This window comes from Agrobacterium sp. SORGH_AS_0440 (assembly GCF_031453135.1).
GTDB lineage: Bacteria > Pseudomonadota > Alphaproteobacteria > Rhizobiales > Rhizobiaceae > Agrobacterium > Agrobacterium pusense.
This window is the reverse complement of record NZ_JAVIYR010000002.1, coordinates 1,921,723-1,938,555: the sequence shown is the minus strand read 5'-3', so window position 1 is coordinate 1,938,555 and position 16,833 is coordinate 1,921,723. Positions and strand designations below refer to the sequence as shown.

Annotated in this window: 13 protein-coding genes; 11 read left to right on the top strand and 2 right to left on the bottom strand. The window is 60.2% G+C overall.

Annotated features, from left to right (window positions below; genetic code table 11):
- Positions 1-3: 3 nt before the first annotated feature.
- From murG to murB, 3 genes are read left to right on the top strand one after another with little or no spacing between them, the layout of a single operon-like run.
- Complete coding sequence (murG, locus tag QE453_RS18845) at positions 4-1,140, top strand: undecaprenyldiphospho-muramoylpentapeptide beta-N-acetylglucosaminyltransferase (protein WP_309777671.1); 1,137 nt, start codon at positions 4-6, stop codon at positions 1,138-1,140.
- Positions 1,137-2,552 (top strand): UDP-N-acetylmuramate--L-alanine ligase, encoded by a 1,416-nt coding sequence (gene murC, locus QE453_RS18840; RefSeq protein ID WP_004442790.1) that lies wholly within the window; start codon positions 1,137-1,139, stop codon positions 2,550-2,552. The genes murG and murC overlap by 4 nt, the downstream gene beginning before the upstream one ends.
- Positions 2,549-3,514 carry a UDP-N-acetylmuramate dehydrogenase gene (gene murB / locus QE453_RS18835; RefSeq protein WP_004442789.1) on the top strand — a complete coding sequence of 322 codons (966 nt, stop codon included), beginning with the start codon at positions 2,549-2,551 and terminating at the stop codon, positions 3,512-3,514. Before murC ends, murB begins: the two co-directional genes overlap by 4 nt.
- Before the next feature lie 89 nt (positions 3,515-3,603).
- On the opposite strand, the gene QE453_RS18830 is transcribed toward murB, so the two are convergent.
- Positions 3,604-4,908, bottom strand: a complete 1,305-nt coding sequence (locus QE453_RS18830; RefSeq protein WP_004442787.1) for an MFS transporter — start codon at positions 4,906-4,908, stop codon at positions 3,604-3,606.
- 175 nt (positions 4,909-5,083) lie between these two features.
- Positions 5,084-5,212: a hypothetical protein gene (locus QE453_RS18825; protein WP_004442786.1), complete on the bottom strand. Its 129-nt coding sequence runs from the start codon at positions 5,210-5,212 to the stop codon at positions 5,084-5,086.
- A gap of 237 nt (positions 5,213-5,449) precedes the next feature.
- On the opposite strand from QE453_RS18825, the gene QE453_RS18820 reads away from it, so the two are divergent.
- From QE453_RS18820 to ligA, 8 genes are all read left to right on the top strand, one after another.
- Complete coding sequence (locus QE453_RS18820) at positions 5,450-6,376, top strand: D-alanine--D-alanine ligase (RefSeq protein ID WP_004442785.1); 927 nt, start codon at positions 5,450-5,452, stop codon at positions 6,374-6,376.
- Positions 6,364-7,296, top strand: a complete 933-nt coding sequence (locus tag QE453_RS18815) for a cell division protein FtsQ/DivIB (protein ID WP_022556596.1) — start codon at positions 6,364-6,366, stop codon at positions 7,294-7,296. Before QE453_RS18820 ends, QE453_RS18815 begins: the two co-directional genes overlap by 13 nt.
- Positions 7,293-8,624: a cell division protein FtsA gene (gene ftsA, locus QE453_RS18810; RefSeq protein WP_309777669.1), complete on the top strand. Its 1,332-nt coding sequence runs from the start codon at positions 7,293-7,295 to the stop codon at positions 8,622-8,624. Before QE453_RS18815 ends, ftsA begins: the two co-directional genes overlap by 4 nt.
- 91 nt (positions 8,625-8,715) lie before the next feature.
- Positions 8,716-10,470 carry a cell division protein FtsZ gene (ftsZ, locus tag QE453_RS18805; RefSeq protein ID WP_309777667.1) on the top strand — a complete coding sequence of 585 codons (1,755 nt, stop codon included), beginning with the start codon at positions 8,716-8,718 and terminating at the stop codon, positions 10,468-10,470.
- Between the two features lie 271 nt (positions 10,471-10,741).
- The gene (gene lpxC, locus QE453_RS18800) at positions 10,742-11,701 is read left to right on the top strand and encodes a UDP-3-O-acyl-N-acetylglucosamine deacetylase (protein ID WP_004442781.1); all 960 of its coding nucleotides are present in this window, start codon (positions 10,742-10,744) and stop codon (positions 11,699-11,701) included.
- Between the two features lie 233 nt (positions 11,702-11,934).
- On the top strand, positions 11,935-12,801 hold the full coding sequence (locus QE453_RS18795) for an outer membrane protein assembly factor BamD (protein ID WP_006697761.1): 867 nt from the start codon (positions 11,935-11,937) through the stop codon (positions 12,799-12,801).
- Between the two features lie 15 nt (positions 12,802-12,816).
- On the top strand, positions 12,817-14,490 hold the full coding sequence (gene recN / locus QE453_RS18790; protein WP_004442779.1) for a DNA repair protein RecN: 1,674 nt from the start codon (positions 12,817-12,819) through the stop codon (positions 14,488-14,490).
- Positions 14,491-14,606: 116 nt separating this feature from the next.
- Positions 14,607-16,781, top strand: coding sequence for an NAD-dependent DNA ligase LigA (gene ligA / locus QE453_RS18785; protein ID WP_280170641.1), 2,175 nt, complete (start codon positions 14,607-14,609; stop codon positions 16,779-16,781).
- Positions 16,782-16,833: the final 52 nt, after the last annotated feature.

The following is a 16,833-nucleotide window of genomic DNA, read 5'->3' as shown; positions in this document are numbered from 1 at the left end:
ATCATGAGCAAGGGTATTGTTCTTCTTGCCGCCGGTGGAACCGGCGGCCATGTGTTTCCGGCAGAAGCGCTGGCGCATACGCTGAAGGCACGCGGTTATCAGGTGCATCTCGTCACCGACAGTCGCGCCGAGCGTTATGCGGGCAAGTTTCCCGCAGATGAAATTCATGTGGTTCCGTCTGCCACCATCGGCTCCAAAAACCCAATTTCCGTGGCGGGTTCGCTCTGGAAGCTCTGGGTTGGCCTGCGCGCGGCGCGTCGGCTGGTCGCAAAACTGAAGCCGGTCGCGGTTGTCGGCTTCGGCGGCTATCCGACCGTGCCGCCGCTGCTGGCCTCCACCGGGCTTGGAGTGCCGTCGATCATTCACGAACAGAACGCCGTGATGGGCCGCGCCAACAAGGCACTTGCCGGGCGGGTAAAGGCAATTGCCGGCGGCTTCCTGCCGCCCGCCAATGGTCAATATTCCGAGAAGACCGTCGCGACCGGCAATCCGGTGCGCCCAGCGGTGCTGGCCGCCTCTGAAATACCCTACACCGCCTCGCAGACAGGCGAGCCTTTCCAGCTCGTTGTCTTTGGCGGCAGCCAGGGCGCACAGTTTTTCTCGAGCGCGGTACCCGCCGCAATCTGCCTCCTGAAAGACGAGCAGCGCAAGCGCATCGTCGTCACCCAGCAGGCGCGGCCGGAAGACAAGGACAGCGTCATCGCGTCCTACCAGAAGCTCGGCGTGAAGGCGGATGTTTCGCCTTTCTTCGGCGATATGGCGTCGCGTATCGGCGAGGCCGATCTGGTCATCAGCCGCTCGGGCGCTTCGACGGTATCGGAGCTTTCGGTGATCGGCCGTCCGTCGATCCTCGTGCCTTATCCGCATGCGCTGGATCATGATCAGGCGGCGAACGCGGCTGCGCTTTCGGCGGCGGGTGGGGCAAGCGTCATCAAGCAGGCGGAGCTCTCGCCGCAGAAGCTCTCCGGCCTGCTGGCCTCGGCGCTTGCCGAACCCGAGCGGCTTTCCGCAACGGCGGCGGCGGCGAAGGCAACCGGCAAACCACACGCGGCGGATGTGCTGGCCGATCTGGTGGAGGCGATTGCCTCCGGCCGGTCCGTACAGGAATTCAAGAAGAATATTGAAGGAGTTGGGGCATGAAGATGCCGAAAGCCATAGGCCTTGTGCATTTCATCGGCATAGGCGGGATCGGCATGAGCGGCATTGCCGAAGTGCTTCACAATCTCGGCCACCGGGTGCAGGGATCGGACCAGGCCGACAGCGCCAATGTGCAGCGTCTGCGTGACAAGGGCATCGAGGTTTTTGTGGGCCACACGGCTGACAATATCGGCGATGCAGAGGTCGTCGTCGTTTCGACCGCGATTAAGAAGAACAATCCGGAGCTCGTCGCCGCGCGGGAAAAGCACCTGCCGATCGTGCGCCGCGCGGAAATGCTGGCCGAGCTGATGCGCTTCCGTAACGCGATCGCCATCGGCGGCACGCACGGCAAAACGACGACGACCTCCATGGTCGCCACGCTCCTGGAAGCCGGCAATCTCGACCCGACCGTCATCAATGGCGGCATCATCAATGCCTATGGCACCAATGCCCGCATGGGTGAGGGTGAGTGGATGGTGGTGGAGGCCGACGAGTCCGACGGCACTTTCCTGAAGCTGCCGGCCGACGTCGCCGTCATCACCAATATCGATCCGGAACATCTCGACCATTACGGCAATTTCGACGCCGTACGCGCCGCATTCCGTCAGTTCGTCGAGAATGTGCCTTTCTACGGTTTCGGCGTCATGTGCCTCGATCATCCCGAAGTACAGGCATTGGTTGGCCGGATCGAGGACCGCAAGGTCATCACATATGGCGAGAACCCGCAGGCCGACGTGCGGTTTTCGAATGTGCGCATCGACGGTACGCGCTCGGTTTTCGACGTGGAAATCCGCCGTCGCCGCACCGGCAAGATATTCTCGTTCAAGGATCTCGTCCTGCCGATGCCGGGCCGCCATAACGTTTCGAATGCGACAGCGGCAATCGCGGTTGCCAATCGTCTCGGTATTTCGGAAGCCGACATCAAGAAGGGGCTTGCCTCCTTCGGTGGTGTCAAGCGACGTTTCACGCTGACGGGCGAAGCCAACGGGGTGCAGGTTTTTGACGATTACGGTCACCACCCGGTCGAGATCAAGGCTGTGCTGAAGGCGGCGCGGGAAGCCTGCAAGGGCCGCATCATCGCCGTACACCAGCCCCACCGCTACAGCCGTCTTTCGAGCCTGTTTGATGATTTCGCGCATTGTTTCAACGATGCCGATACGATTCTTCTTGCTCCGGTTTATGCGGCGGGCGAAGATCCCATCGAAGGCGCAAGCTCCGAAGCGCTGGTTTCGGCCATCAAGGCCGCTGGCCACCGTGACGCGCGTTTCCTCGAAAAGCGGGAGGACCTTGCGTCACAGGTCGCAGCCATTGCGAATCCGGGTGATTTCGTGGTTCTCTTGGGGGCTGGGAATATCACGCAATGGGCAGCGTCGCTGCCTTCGGAATTGAAGAGCATATCAGGAAAGTCTGAATGAGACAGGTCGATGGGGTTAAATTGCTGGGGAGGCTCGGCGACGGGGTAAAGGAATTGCGGGGACGTCTGACACCGGATGCGCCTATGGACCGCGTGACGTGGTTCAGAGCCGGCGGTCTTGCGGAGGTGATGTTCCAGCCGCACGATACGGATGATCTGATTGCCTTCCTGAAAATTCTGCCGGAAGATGTGCCGCTGACCGTGGTTGGCGTCGGCTCGAACCTTCTGGTGCGTGACGGCGGTATTCCGGGCGTGGTCGTGCGCCTGTCCGCCAAGGGCTTCGGCCAGGTGGAGCTTGCCGGTGAAAACCGCATCAAGGCGGGCGCGATCTGCCCGGACAAGCATATTGCAGCCATGGCCATGGATAATGGCATTGGCGGCTTCCACTTCTATTACGGCATTCCGGGCTCCATCGGCGGAGCGCTGCGCATGAATGCGGGCGCAAACGGCGGCGAGACGCGTGAACGTGTCGTGGAAGTCTATGCGGTCGACCGTCAGGGCAACCAGCATGTGCTTTCCAATGCCGATATGGGCTACAGCTATCGCCATTCCGGCGCCGACGCAGGCCTGATCTTCACCGGTGCGCTCTTCGAGGGTTATCCCGAGGACAAGGCTAAAATCCGCGCCGATATGGATGCGGTGCGTCATCACCGTGAAACCGTGCAGCCGATCCGCGAACAGACCGGTGGCTCGACCTTCAAGAACCCCGAAGGTCATTCCGCATGGGAGCTTATCGATGAGGCGGGCGGTCGTGGTCTCGTGATCGGCGGCGCGCAGATGTCATCACTGCATTGCAATTTCATGATCAATACCGGCCATGCGACCGGTTACGATCTGGAATATCTTGGCGAGACCATCCGCAAGCGCGTGTTTGACAAATCGGGCATCCGGCTGGAATGGGAAATCAAGCGGCTCGGGCTGTTCATGCCCGGTCGTGAAGTGGAGCCTTTTCTGGGGGCTTGATGCCAGTCGGCCTTGCTAAGATGTGAACACATTAAAGCCCGCGAAACTCTCGTTTCGCGGGCTTTTTGTTACTGTCGGTATCTATGGACTCAGACTTCGTCCTTGCGGGACAGAAGAATGCAGGCGAGCGTGATGAGCGCGGATACGCAGAGGTAATAGCCGACATAGCCCATGCCGTAGTTCACCTGCAGCCATGTGGCGATGTAAGGCGCCAGCGACGCGCCGAAGATGCCGGCCATGTTGAAGGTGATGGAAGAGCCGGTATAGCGGACGCGGGTCGGGAAGGGGGCGGCGAGCGCCGTTCCGATCAGGCCGTAGGTCATGCCCATCAGCATCATCGCCAGAGCTGCGAAGACGAAGATCGAGCCTTCGCTGCCGGTCATCAGGCCGGGCAGCAGGAAGGAGAACAGGCCGATCAGCACTGTCGTCAGGATCAGAATTTCGCGGCGACCGAATTTTTCCGCAAGCTTGCCGGCAATCGGAATGAAGATACCGAAAACGACGGAGCCGAGGATCTGCACTTCCAGCGCGTCGAGGAACGGAATTTTCAGGACCTTGACGTTGTAGGAGAGCAGATAGGCCGTGCCGATGTAGAAGAGCACGAAGGTGGCGAGCGCCACAAAGGTGCCGAGCACGAGGCTGCGCTTGTGGTTGCGGAATAGTTCCGCAACCGGCACGGCCACACGTTCTTCCTTTTCGATGGCCTTCTGGAAGTCGGGCGTTTCGGTGATCGACAGGCGAACCCACATGCCGACCGCGATCAGGATGATCGAGGCGACGAAGGGAATGCGCCAGCCCCAGCTGAGAAGCGCTTCCTGCGACATGAAGTGCAGCAGGATCCAGAACACGCCTGACGAGAGGAACAGGCCGACGGGTGCGCCAAGCTGCGGGAACATGCCGTACCAGCTGCGCTTGCCGGGAGGGGCGTTTTCCGTCGCGAGCAGGACGGCACCGCCCCATTCGCCACCGAGACCGAAGCCCTGGCCGAAGCGGCAAAGTGCGAGCAGCAGCGGCGCCAGAACGCCGGCCGTCTCATATGACGGCAGCAGGCCGATCACGACCGTCGAGACACCCATGGTCAGCAGCGCCGCGACAAGCGTCGTCTTGCGGCCAACGCGGTCGCCATAGTGGCCGAAGACCACGGCGCCGAGGGGGCGGGCGAAAAAGGCGATGGAGAAAGTTGCGAAAGACGCCAGAAGCGCCGTCATCGGATCATTGTTCGGGAAGAACAATGTCGGGAACACGAGCACTGCGGCCGTGGCGTAAACGTAGAAATCGAAAAACTCGATGGTCGTACCGACCAGACTGGCAGTGAGAACTCGTGCAGGCGAATTTGTCTTTACAGCGTTCGAATTGTCAGCGGTCGGCGATACCGGAGATATCGCGTCGGTCATGGTATTGGTTCCATTTTGGATGATTGCAATGTCATGCCTTGGGAGGCGACATCTGCGTTAACGCAATTTTTGTTCTTATGGAATGCTAAAAAAGAAATAATGCAGATAATGTGATCGGTCAGGGCGACACGTGTGGTCACGGCCTTGGAGAACGTTCGTCGATTGAGAGACTGATTCAGGCCGCGGTTTTAAAACGCTGAAACGGCAGATAATTTGCCTGGGGAATAATCCTGTCTGTTAACGTTTCGGCCTTGCCTTTGTCGCGCGGCAGCAGACGCGCCGGCGTCGTTTTATTTCCGATCATTGAAAACCTGCATGTTGCATTCCGCGCAACTCTCTGATTCCAAGGAGGGAATTCGGATCAATGCTGATTCTTTAACAAACTCGGCATGTTGGGCGCGGCGGTTAACGAAAGTAAACGATTCATTAACCTTAATGGCGTTTAACTGGTCTCAAGGGTCATGTGCCAGAATCACCGGTTTGTGAAATCCGGTCGGTTCGGAGCGTGGTCCGTAACGGAGAGTTGGTGTCAGAGGTATCGATGAGCGGCAAGCACGTAGCTGTTCTTATGGGTGGATTTTCGTCGGAGCGGCCGGTCAGCCTGTCGTCGGGCAACGCTTGCGCGCAGGCTCTGGAAGACGAGGGCTACAAGGTCACCCGTGTCGATGTCGGCCGCGATGTCGCCGCCGTGCTTGATGCGCTGCGCCCGGACGTCGCTTTCAACGCGCTGCATGGGCCCTTCGGCGAAGACGGCACCATTCAGGGCATCCTCGAATATCTCGCCATTCCCTATACCCATTCCGGCGTGCTCGCCTCGGCGCTTGCCATGGACAAGGCGCAGGCCAAGAAGGTTGCTGCTGCTGCCGGCATTCCTGTCGCCGCCGAGCGAGTCATGAACCGCTTCGATTTCACCAGCGAACATCCGCTGGCGCCGCCTTATGTGGTGAAGCCGGTGCGCGAAGGCTCGAGCTTCGGCGTCGTGATTGTCAAGGAAGATCAGTCGCACCCGCCGCAGATCCTCACGTCCTCTGAATGGAAATACGGCGACCATGTCATGGTCGAGCGTTATATACATGGCCGCGAACTGACCTGCGGGGTGCTCGACGGCGAGGCGCTGGGCGTCACCGAAGTGGTGCCGCTCGGTCACAATTTCTATGATTACGATGCGAAATACGCTGCTGGTGGCTCGAAACATGTCATTCCCGCAGAAATTTCACCGAAAATTTACCAAAAAATTCAAACACTGGCGGTTATGGCGCATCGGGCGATCGGGTGCCGTGGCGTAAGCCGTTCAGACTTTCGTTACGACGACCGTTTCTCAGAAGATGGCGAAGTTATCTGGCTTGAAGTGAATACACAGCCGGGCATGACGCCGACCTCCCTGGTGCCTGAAATGGCGGCCCATGCTGGCCGCTCCTTTGGTAACCTTGTCAGCTGGATGGTGGAGGACGCTTCGTGTTTGCGGTGATCGGCAAAAAGTCGACGGCAAAAAAGCGCGAGCAATTCGCGGCGGCGGCCAGTGCCGACGATCGCATGGTGTTGCCGCGTCCGCTGCGTCGCGTCGTGCGTTTCGGCGTCAGCCTTGCGACCGGACGTATCCACATTCCCGCCCATACCGGTACGATTGCGGCCGTCGCCTTTTATGCGGCGACCGGGCTTTATGGCATGTCACTCGGCGGCCATACGAATATCGTCACGCAGGCAACGACCTCCGCGGCCGGTTTCGCCGTTGAGGACGTGAAGGTCTCCGGCAACCTGCAGACCTCCGAAATCGATGTCTTCCAGCTTCTCGGTCTCGATGGCAGCACGTCCCTGATCGCGCTCGACATCGACGCCGCGCGCCGCAAGCTGGTGCAGCTTCCCTGGGTTGAGGATGTCGATATCCGCAAGATCTATCCGAAGACGGTCGAGGTTCGTCTGAAGGAGCGTGAGGCTTTTGGCATCTGGCAGCACGGCTCGGAGCTGTCGCTGATCGAAAAGAGCGGCAGTGTCATTGCGCCGCTGCGTGACAACAAGTTTGCCTCGCTGCCGCTTTTCGTCGGCCGCGACGCGGAAACCGGTGCTGCCGGTTTCGTCGAGCAGCTGGCTGACTGGCCGGAAATCCGCAGCCGCGTCCGAGCCTACGTGCGTATCGCCGGCCGCCGCTGGGACCTGCATCTCGACAACGGCATCGTCGTCAAGCTGCCAGAAGAAAACCTGCCGCAGGCGCTGCAGTTGCTCGCGCGGCTCGATCTGGAAGAGAAAGTTCTGTCGCGCGATGTCGCTGCCGTGGACCTGCGCCTGTCCGACCGTACGACGATCCAACTGACCGAAGGTGCCGCCGAACGCCGCCAGGCTGCCGTCGATGCGCGCACCAAGGCTCTCAAGAAAGCGGAGAAGAACACATGAGCTTTTTCGGTTCTTCCCATTTCGGTCTGCCTCGTCTGAAGCCGCTTTCTTCCAAGCGCAGCCACATCGTTTCGGTGCTCGACATCGGCTCGACCAAGGTCGTGTGCATGATCGGCCGGCTGACGCCCCGTCAGGAAAGCGAAATCCTGCCTGGCCGCACCCACAAGGTCGAAATCATCGGCATCGGCCACCAGCGTTCGCGCGGCGTGAAGTCAGGCGTGATTGCCGACCTCGACGCGCTGGAAGGCGTCATCCGTCTTTCAGTCGATGCGGCTGAGCGCATGGCGGGCCTGACCGTCGACAGCCTGATCGTCAATGTTTCCGCCGGCCGCCTGGCGAGCGATATCTACACCGCGAGCATCGATCTCGACGGCCAGGAAGTGGAAGCAAGCGATCTGCGCAAGGTTCTGGTGGCGGCAAGCCAGCAGTCCATGCGTCAGGACCGGGCGATCCTGCATTCGCTGCCGACGGGCTATTCGCTGGATGGCGAGCGCGGTATCCGCGATCCGCTGTCGATGTACGGCGATCTTCTCGGCGTTGACATGCATGTGGTGACTGTCGAACGCACGGCGCTGAAGAACCTCGAACTTTGCGTCAACCGCGCGCATCTGTCCGTCGAGGGCATGGTGGCGACGCCCTATGCCAGCGGTCTAGCAGCACTTGTGGACGATGAAGTCGAACTCGGCTGCGCCGCCATCGACATGGGTGGCGGCACGACGACGATCTCGGTTTTTGCCGAGGGCCGGCTCATCCATACGGACGCGATCGGCCTTGGCGGCCATCACGTCACGACAGATCTTGCACGAGGCCTCTCGACACGAATCGAAGATGCGGAGAGACTGAAGGTGGTGCATGGTTCGGCTTTGCTGAATGGCGCGGATGAGCGCGACATGATTTCGATCCCGCCGATTGGCGAAGATGATCGCGATCAACCATCGCAAGTTTCAAGAGCATTGGTTACCCGCATCGTGCGGGCACGTATCGAAGAGACGCTGGAATTGATCCGTGATCGTATCCAGAAGTCCGGCTTCAGCCCCATCGTCGGCAAGCGCGTCGTCCTGACCGGCGGCGCGAGCCAGCTGACGGGGCTGCCGGAAACGGCGCGGCGCATTCTTGCCCGCAACGTTCGCATCGGCCGCCCCATGGGCGTGGCTGGTCTTCCGGTCGCGGCAAAGGGCCCGGCATTTTCAACCGCCTGCGGACTGATGATCTATCCGCAGGTGGCGGACATCGAAATTCATGCGGCGCAAGGCGGAATGTTCTCGCCGTTTGGTAACGGTAGCGGCCGGATAGCCCGGGTGGGGCAATGGCTGAAAGAGAGTTTTTGAGTAGCCTCGGGGCGCAAGCCGGAGGTTTCAGAGTTGAGTTTCAAGAATCGGCCAGCGGGGCGATGCGGCCAGAGAAAGAAGGAATGTTAAAATGACGATACAGCTGCAGAAGCCTGATATCACAGAGCTGAAGCCACGCATCACCGTCTTCGGTGTCGGTGGCGGTGGTGGTAACGCTGTCAACAACATGATCACGGCTGGCCTCCAGGGCGTCGACTTCGTTGTCGCCAACACGGATGCCCAGGCGTTGACCATGACGAAGGCAGATCGGGTCATTCAGCTCGGCGTCAACGTCACTGAAGGTCTCGGCGCCGGTTCCCAGCCGGAAGTCGGGCGCGCTGCCGCTGAAGAATGCATCGACGAGATCATCGATCACCTTAACGGCACGCATATGTGCTTCGTCACCGCCGGCATGGGCGGCGGCACCGGCACCGGTGCTGCTCCCGTCGTCGCGCAGGCCGCGCGCAACAAGGGCATCCTGACGGTCGGCGTCGTCACCAAGCCTTTCCACTTCGAAGGCGGCCGCCGCATGCGTCTTGCCGAACAGGGCATCGAGGAACTGCAGAAGTCCGTCGATACGCTGATCGTCATTCCGAACCAGAACCTCTTCCGTATTGCCAATGACAAGACGACCTTTGCGGACGCCTTCGCCATGGCTGACCAGGTTCTCTATTCCGGCGTTGCCTGCATTACCGACCTGATGGTGAAGGAAGGTCTCATCAACCTCGACTTCGCCGACGTCCGTTCGGTCATGCGCGAAATGGGCCGCGCGATGATGGGCACCGGCGAGGCTTCCGGTCCGGGCCGCGCAATGCAGGCTGCGGAAGCGGCGATCGCCAACCCGCTGCTCGACGAAACCTCGATGAAGGGTGCGCAGGGCCTCTTGATCTCCATCACCGGCGGTCGCGACCTCACCCTCTTCGAAGTCGACGAAGCTGCGACCCGTATTCGCGAAGAAGTTGATCCGGATGCGAACATCATCCTCGGCGCAACCTTCGATGAAGCGCTTGAAGGCCTCATCCGCGTCTCCGTCGTTGCAACCGGCATTGACCGCGTTGCAGGCGTCGGCGAACAGAACGTTGCCGAAATGCGCGCCGCAGCCGCCGCTGCAAAGCCGCTTATCCGTCCTTCCGCGGCCGTTGCTCCCGCTCCGGCCGCAGTACAGCCTGCCGCAGTTTCGCAGGCACCGAAGGCCGTAGACCCCATCGCCCAGACCATCCGTTCGGCTGAGGCCGAAATGGAACGTGAACTCGGTTTTGCCGCACATCAGCAGCCGGCCCAGGACTTCCGTCCGCAGAGCAAGCTGTTCGCATCCTCTCCGGCTGAAGCACCGGCGGCACTTCGTCCGGCCCAGCCGGTTCAGCAGGCCGCTCCGGCTCCGGTTGCTCCGGCACCGGTCTATCACGCTCCGGAACAGCATGCTGCTCCGGCACCGCGCATGCAGCAGCCGCAGGCTCCCGTCTATCAGGAACCTGCACCGGTTGCCCGCCAGCCTGAGCCGGTTCGCATGCCGAAGGTCGAAGACTTCCCGCCGGTCGTGAAGGCCGAGCTGGACCACCGCACCCATGCCGCTCCTGCTGCCCAGGAAGAGCGTGGCCCGATGGGTCTTCTGAAGCGCATCACCAACTCGCTTGGTCGCCGCGAAGAAGAAGAAGTTCCTTCCGACATGATGGATGCGCCGAGCATGGCGCCGCAGCGCCGCGCACCGCTTTCGCCGGAAGCAAGCCTCTACGCACCGCGTCGCGGCCAGCTCGACGATCACGGCCGCGCAACGCCTTCATCGTCCAGCCACCACGATGATGACCAGCTGGAAATCCCGGCCTTCCTGCGCCGCCAGTCCAACTGAGGGCGATTCCATTAGCCTCTCGAAACGCCCGGATCCGACGATCCGGGCGTTTTGTTTATTTTACGTTATTAACACTAAATTAATTAGCGTTGTCAGCTACTTACGCATGTAACAATCCGAAACGAACAGTGATTTGTCGTGGCACGTACATGTGCGTATGTATGAGGCTGGGTAAAGGAACAGACTGACTTCGCCGGTCGTTAAAACCCGGCTTGAAAACTTGAACGGCGCTGGCCCCAAGCGGCGCGGTTTGCAAAAAAGGCATACACTAATGACTATCGGACTGCTCGGATTTCAGACAACTATCGCACATGCCGTTCAGCTTAAAGGCATTGGCGTGCATTCCGGCAATCCGGTCTCGATGACGTTCCAGCCCGCAGAAGCTGGAACGGGCATCGTCTTCCATCGCCTCCATGACAATGGCAGCGTCACCGAGCTTAAGGCAGTGTCTGCCAATGTCGGCAATACCGATCTGTGCACCGTGCTTGGCCGTTCGCTTTCCCAGTCAGTAGCGACGATCGAGCATGTCATGGCCGCCATCTACGCCATGGGCCTCGACAACCTTGTCGTCGAGGTAGACGGTCCGGAAGCGCCGATCATGGATGGCAGCTCTGCTCCCTTCATTGAAGCGATCGAATCGGTCGGCATCAAGAACCTTGGCGTGAAGCGCCGCTATATCAGGGTCACCAAGCCGGTGCGTATCGATTCGGGTGCGTCCTGGGCGGAGTTCCGTCCCTATGACGGTACGCGCTTCGAGGTCGACATCGATTTCGACACGCCGCTGATCGGCAAGCAGTCCTGGAAGGGTGACCTGACGGCAGAGACGTTCAAGAACGAACTGTCGCGTGCCCGTACTTTCGGCTTTATGCGTGATGTCGAGCGCCTTTGGGCCGCCGGTTATGCACTGGGCTCCTCGCTTGAGAATTCGGTTGTCATTTCCGACGACAACAGCGTCATCAACATGGAAGGCCTGCGTTACGCCAAGGACGAGTTCGTCCGCCACAAGACGCTTGACGCGGTGGGCGACCTGGCACTTGCGGGCGCTCAGTTCATCGGTTGCTACCGTTCTTATCGCGGTGGTCACAAGGTCAATGCCAATGCGCTGAAGGCCCTGCTGAGCGACCGTACGGCTTACGAGATCGTAGAGGCTCCGGCCGCACGCAACCAGATGGTGCGCGCCCGCGAATTTGTGGCCGTCAATATGCCCGAATTCGCGCCCTGGTCCGCGTAAGGTCTTTTGAAGGCTATCAATTGACAGAAAAAGCCGCTCCTTCGGGGCGGCTTTTTCGTGAGACGGAGCAGGAAGTTGCAAATTATCGCCGGATAATCGTGCGATTGCATGGGGTGATGCCATAAAAATGCGTTAATGCGTCATCATTGCGTTGCCCTGCGGATGCTTTTATGGCTAGAACGCCAATACAAAGCCGATGCTTATGTATTTGCGCGGGAAGTGGGAACTGTCGAATGAAGCATGTAGGGTCTGGTGCAATGAAGGGTACGATGCGGGGGATCGCCGTTTCGTTGATGTTGGTCGGCGCGAGCGTCGTCGTCACTGCCTGCCAGTCCGATCCCGATATCGACATCACCAAGCTTGGCGTGGAGACCGATCCGCCTGACGTTCTGTACAAGCAAGCGCTGGCGAACATGAACAAAGGCAATATGACGGAAGCCTCACGCAAGTTCGAGGCGATCGACAAGCAGTACCCCTTCACCGAATGGGGCCAGAAGGCGCTTGTCATGCAGACCTTCATTGCCACGCGCACCAACAAGAACGATGTGGCAATCACCACCGGTAGCCGTTTCCTGCGGCAATATCCCCGTTCCAAGGATGCCGCTTACGTTCAGTACATGATCGGTCTTGCCTATTCGAAGCAGATTTCCGACGTCACGCAGGACCAGCGCGCCGCGCAGCGCACAGTTGAGGCGATGAACAAGGTCGTCAACGATTATCCCGATTCGGAATATGTCGCGGATGCGCAGGCCAAGATCCGTTTCGCCCGCGATCAGCTTGCCGGCCGCGAAATGCAGGTCGGTCGTTATTACCTTGAGCGCAAGGAATATCTCGCCGCCGTGTCGCGTTTCCGCATCGTCGTCGAGCAGTACCAGAACACCAACCAGATCGAGGAAGCGCTGGCGCGTCTGACGGAAGCCTATTACGCGATGGGCCTGGTGGACGAAGCGCAGACTGCGGCTGCCGTTCTCGGCAACAACTATCCCGACAGCCAATGGTATGCGGATTCCTACAAGCTGCTGAAGGGCCAGGGCCTGGAGCCGCGTGAGAATAAGGGGTCCTGGATTTCGCGCGCCGGCAAGAAGCTCATCGGCGCCTGAGACGGGGCATAGGCCATGCTGGTCCAGCTCTCAATTCGCGATATCGTTCTCATCGAAAGGCTCGACCTCGGTTTCGAGGCGGGCCTTTCCGTGTTGACGGGCGAGACGGGTGCGGGCAAATCCATTCTTCTCGATAGTCTCTCGCTGGCGCTTGGCGGCCGCGGCGATGGCGGCCTTGTGCGCCACGGGGAGGAAAAGGGGCAGGTCACCGCGACTTTCGAGGTGCCGAACAATCATCCGACACGGCTTCTCCTGCGCGAAAACGGTCTCGATGACGATGGCGACCTGATTTTCCGCCGCGTGCAATCTTCCGACGGGCGCACCAAGGCCTATATCAACGATCAGGCCATCAGCGTGCAGATGATGCGCCAGCTTGGTCAGATGCTGGTCGAGATTCACGGCCAGCATGATGATCGTGCGCTTGTCGATACGGATGCGCACCGCACGCTGCTGGATGCCTTTGCCGGGCTGAGCGAAGAGGCTCGCGCTGTTCAGGCATTCTATCGCACCTGGAAAGATGCTGACCGGGCCTTAAAGACGCATCGCGCAAAAGTCGAGGCTGCGGCGCGAGAGGCGGATTACCTGCGCTCTTCCGTCGAGGAATTGGAAACGCTTTCGCCGCGCGATGGCGAGGAGGATGAACTGGCCGAACGCCGGGCGGTGATGCAAAAATCCGAACGCATCGCTGGCGATATTGCTGAAGCCAGCGAGTTCCTGAACGGCAATGCTTCGCCCGTGCCTGTCATAGCATCCATGATGCGGCGTCTGGAGCGCAAGAGCCACGAGGCTCCCGGCCTGCTGGAAGACACCGTGCAATTGCTGGATGCCGCGCTGGACAATCTTTCCAATGCGCAGATGGAAGTGGAAGCGGCGCTGCGCCGCACAGAATTCGATCCGCGCGAGCTGGAGCGGGTGGAGGAGCGGCTGTTCGCGTTGCGCGCCGCCGGACGCAAATATAATGTCGCCGTGCCAGACCTCCCCGCTCTCGCCGAAAAAATGGTGGCCGATCTCGCCGATCTCGACGCCGGCGAAGAAAAGCTTGGCAAGCTCGAGGCCAATCTCGGCGTCGTGAAGGCTGATTTTGACCGTGCCGCGCAGTCGCTTTCCGACAAACGCCGTAATGCAGCGGAAGCGCTTTCCAACGCTGTCATGGCCGAGCTTCCGGCGTTGAAGCTGGAGCGGGCGCGGTTTACCGTCGAGGTCACCTCCGATCCCGAGCAGGCGACGGCCGACGGCATCGACACGGTGGAATTCCACGTGCAGACCAACCCGGGCACGCGCCCAGGTCCGATCATGAAGGTCGCATCAGGCGGCGAATTGTCCCGCTTCCTGCTGGCGCTGAAAGTGGCGCTGGCGGATCGCGGTTCGGCGCCGACCCTGGTGTTCGACGAAATCGACACGGGTGTCGGTGGCGCGGTGGCGGATGCCATCGGCCAGCGGCTGCGCCGCCTGTCCAAAACCGTGCAGGTCCTTTCCGTCACCCATGCGCCGCAGGTGGCGGCACGGGCGGCGACCCATCTTCTCATTTCAAAGGGTCCGTCCGGCGATGGAAGCGAGCGTATCGCCACGCGCGTCGCCACGATGGAGCCGCAGCACCGCACCGAAGAGATCGCCCGTATGCTTGCTGGCGCGTCCGTGACGGACGAGGCAAGGGCTGCTGCCGCTCGTCTTCTAGCAGCCAAGGACTGACCCTTCGCGGCAATGCCAGTGCAGTGCCTTTCGGCATTGTGAGTCCAGCGGCAAAACTGTTTTTAATGTTTGTTATTTCGGCTAAAAGCGTTCGGTAATTCCGAAAAGAGGCCGTCATGTCGAAAGACCAGAAACCCGTTGAAAACCTCACCGAGCTTGAAGCCTCTTCGGAGCTTGCATTTCTGGCGGCCGAGCTTGCCCGCCATGACGCGCTTTACCACGGCAAGGATGCGCCGGAGATTTCCGATGCGGAGTATGACGCGCTGAAGCGGCGCAACGACGCCATCGAAGCGAATTTCCCGGCGCTGGTGCGGGCCGACAGCCCATCGAAAAAAGTAGGCTTCGCGCCGCTTCCGACCTTTGCGCCCATCGTGCATGCGCGACCGATGCTGTCGCTCGACAATACGTTCTCGGAAGAAGATCTGCGCGACTTCGTCAGTTCGGTTTATCGTTTCCTCGGGCATCTGCCTGATGACTCCATTGCTTTCACTGCGGAACCGAAGATCGACGGGCTTTCCATGTCCATCCGCTACGAAAACCGCAGGCTGAAGACAGCGGCGACGCGCGGTGACGGCACGACCGGCGAAAATGTCACTCCCAATATCAGGACCATCAAGGAAATTCCGAACGAGCTGCCCGCCGATGCGCCCGATGTGGTGGAAGTGCGCGGCGAGGTCTATATGGCCAAAAGCGACTTTCTGGCGCTCAACGCGCAGATGGAAGCGGAAGGCAAGCAGACCTACGTGAACCCGCGTAATACTGCCTCCGGCTCCCTGCGTCAGCTGGACGCCAATGTGACGGCGAAACGCAAGCTGCGGTTTTTCGCCTACGCCCTCGGCGAGGTTTCGAATGGCGGTCAGCCGACGCGGATTGCTGATACCCAATATGGCATCGTCGAGAAGTTCAGGGAGTGGGGTTTCCCGGTTAATCCGCTGATGAAGCGATTCACGTCCGCCCAGCAATTGCTTGAGCATTACAATGAAATCGGTGTTGCGCGGCCCGATCTCGATTACGATATCGACGGTGTGGTCTACAAGGTCGACCGGCTTGATCTGCAGGAACGGCTGGGCTTCCGCTCGCGCAGCCCGCGCTGGGCGACCGCGCATAAATTTCCAGCAGAGCAAGCCTTCACGACGGTTGAAAATATCGAAATTCAGGTCGGCCGCACCGGCGCGCTGACGCCTGTCGCGCGTCTTACTCCCATCACTGTCGGCGGTGTCGTCGTTACCAATGCCACGCTGCATAATGCCGATTATATCGAGGGCATCGGGAATAGCGGTGAGCGCATCCGCCCGGAAGATCACGATATCCGCATCGGCGACACTGTTATCGTGCAGCGGGCCGGCGATGTCATTCCGCAGGTGCTGGACGTGCTTCTGGAAAAGCGACCGGCCGGCGCGGCAAAATATGCCTTCCCGGAAAAATGTCCGGTCTGCGGCAGCCATGCGGTGCGGGAGCGTAATGAAAAGACCGGCAAGCTCGATTCGGTCACGCGCTGCACCGGCGGTTTCGTCTGCCGGGCCCAGGCAGTGGAGCATCTGAAACATTTCGTCTCGCGCAATGCCTTCGATATCGAAGGGCTGGGCACCAAGCAGATCGATTTCTTCTTCGAAAGTGACGATCCTGCGCTCTCGATCAAGACCGCACCCGACATCTTCACGCTGAAGGCGCGCCAGGATGCTTCTCATCTGACCAAGCTCGAAAATATCGACGGTTTCGGCAAGGTCAGCGTCAGGAAGCTGTTCGACGCCATCGATGCCCGCCGCGAGATCGATCTGCACAGGCTCATCTTCGCGCTGGGCATCCGCCATGTGGGTGAGACTACGGCGAAGCTTCTGGCGCGATCCTATGGCACTTACGACCATTTCGAAGAAAGCATGAAGGCGGCGGCGGATCCCGCAAGCGATGCGTGGGCCGAGCTTAATGCCATCGACGGCATCGGCGAGGTGGTGGCCCGCGCCATTATCGAGTTCTACAAGGAGCCACGCAATCTCGACGTCATCGATCGGCTGATAAGGGAACTTCGTCCGAAAGAGGCGGAAAAGCCTTCAACGGAAGGGAGCCCGGTGGCAGGCAAGACGGTGGTGTTTACCGGCTCGCTGGAGAAGTTTACCCGCGACGAGGCGAAGGCCCGGGCGGAAAGTCTGGGCGCCAAGGTTGCCGGTTCCGTTTCGAAAAAGACCGATATTCTGGTGGCGGGGCCGGGAGCGGGCTCCAAGCTTGCCAAGGCGGCGGAACTGGGCGTGCAGACCATGGATGAGGACGAGTGGCTGGCCCTGATCGGCGGCTGAGGGGCCGTCATGGAAATATTGTCCTCTGCCGCTAGAGCTTTGTGCCTGAGAC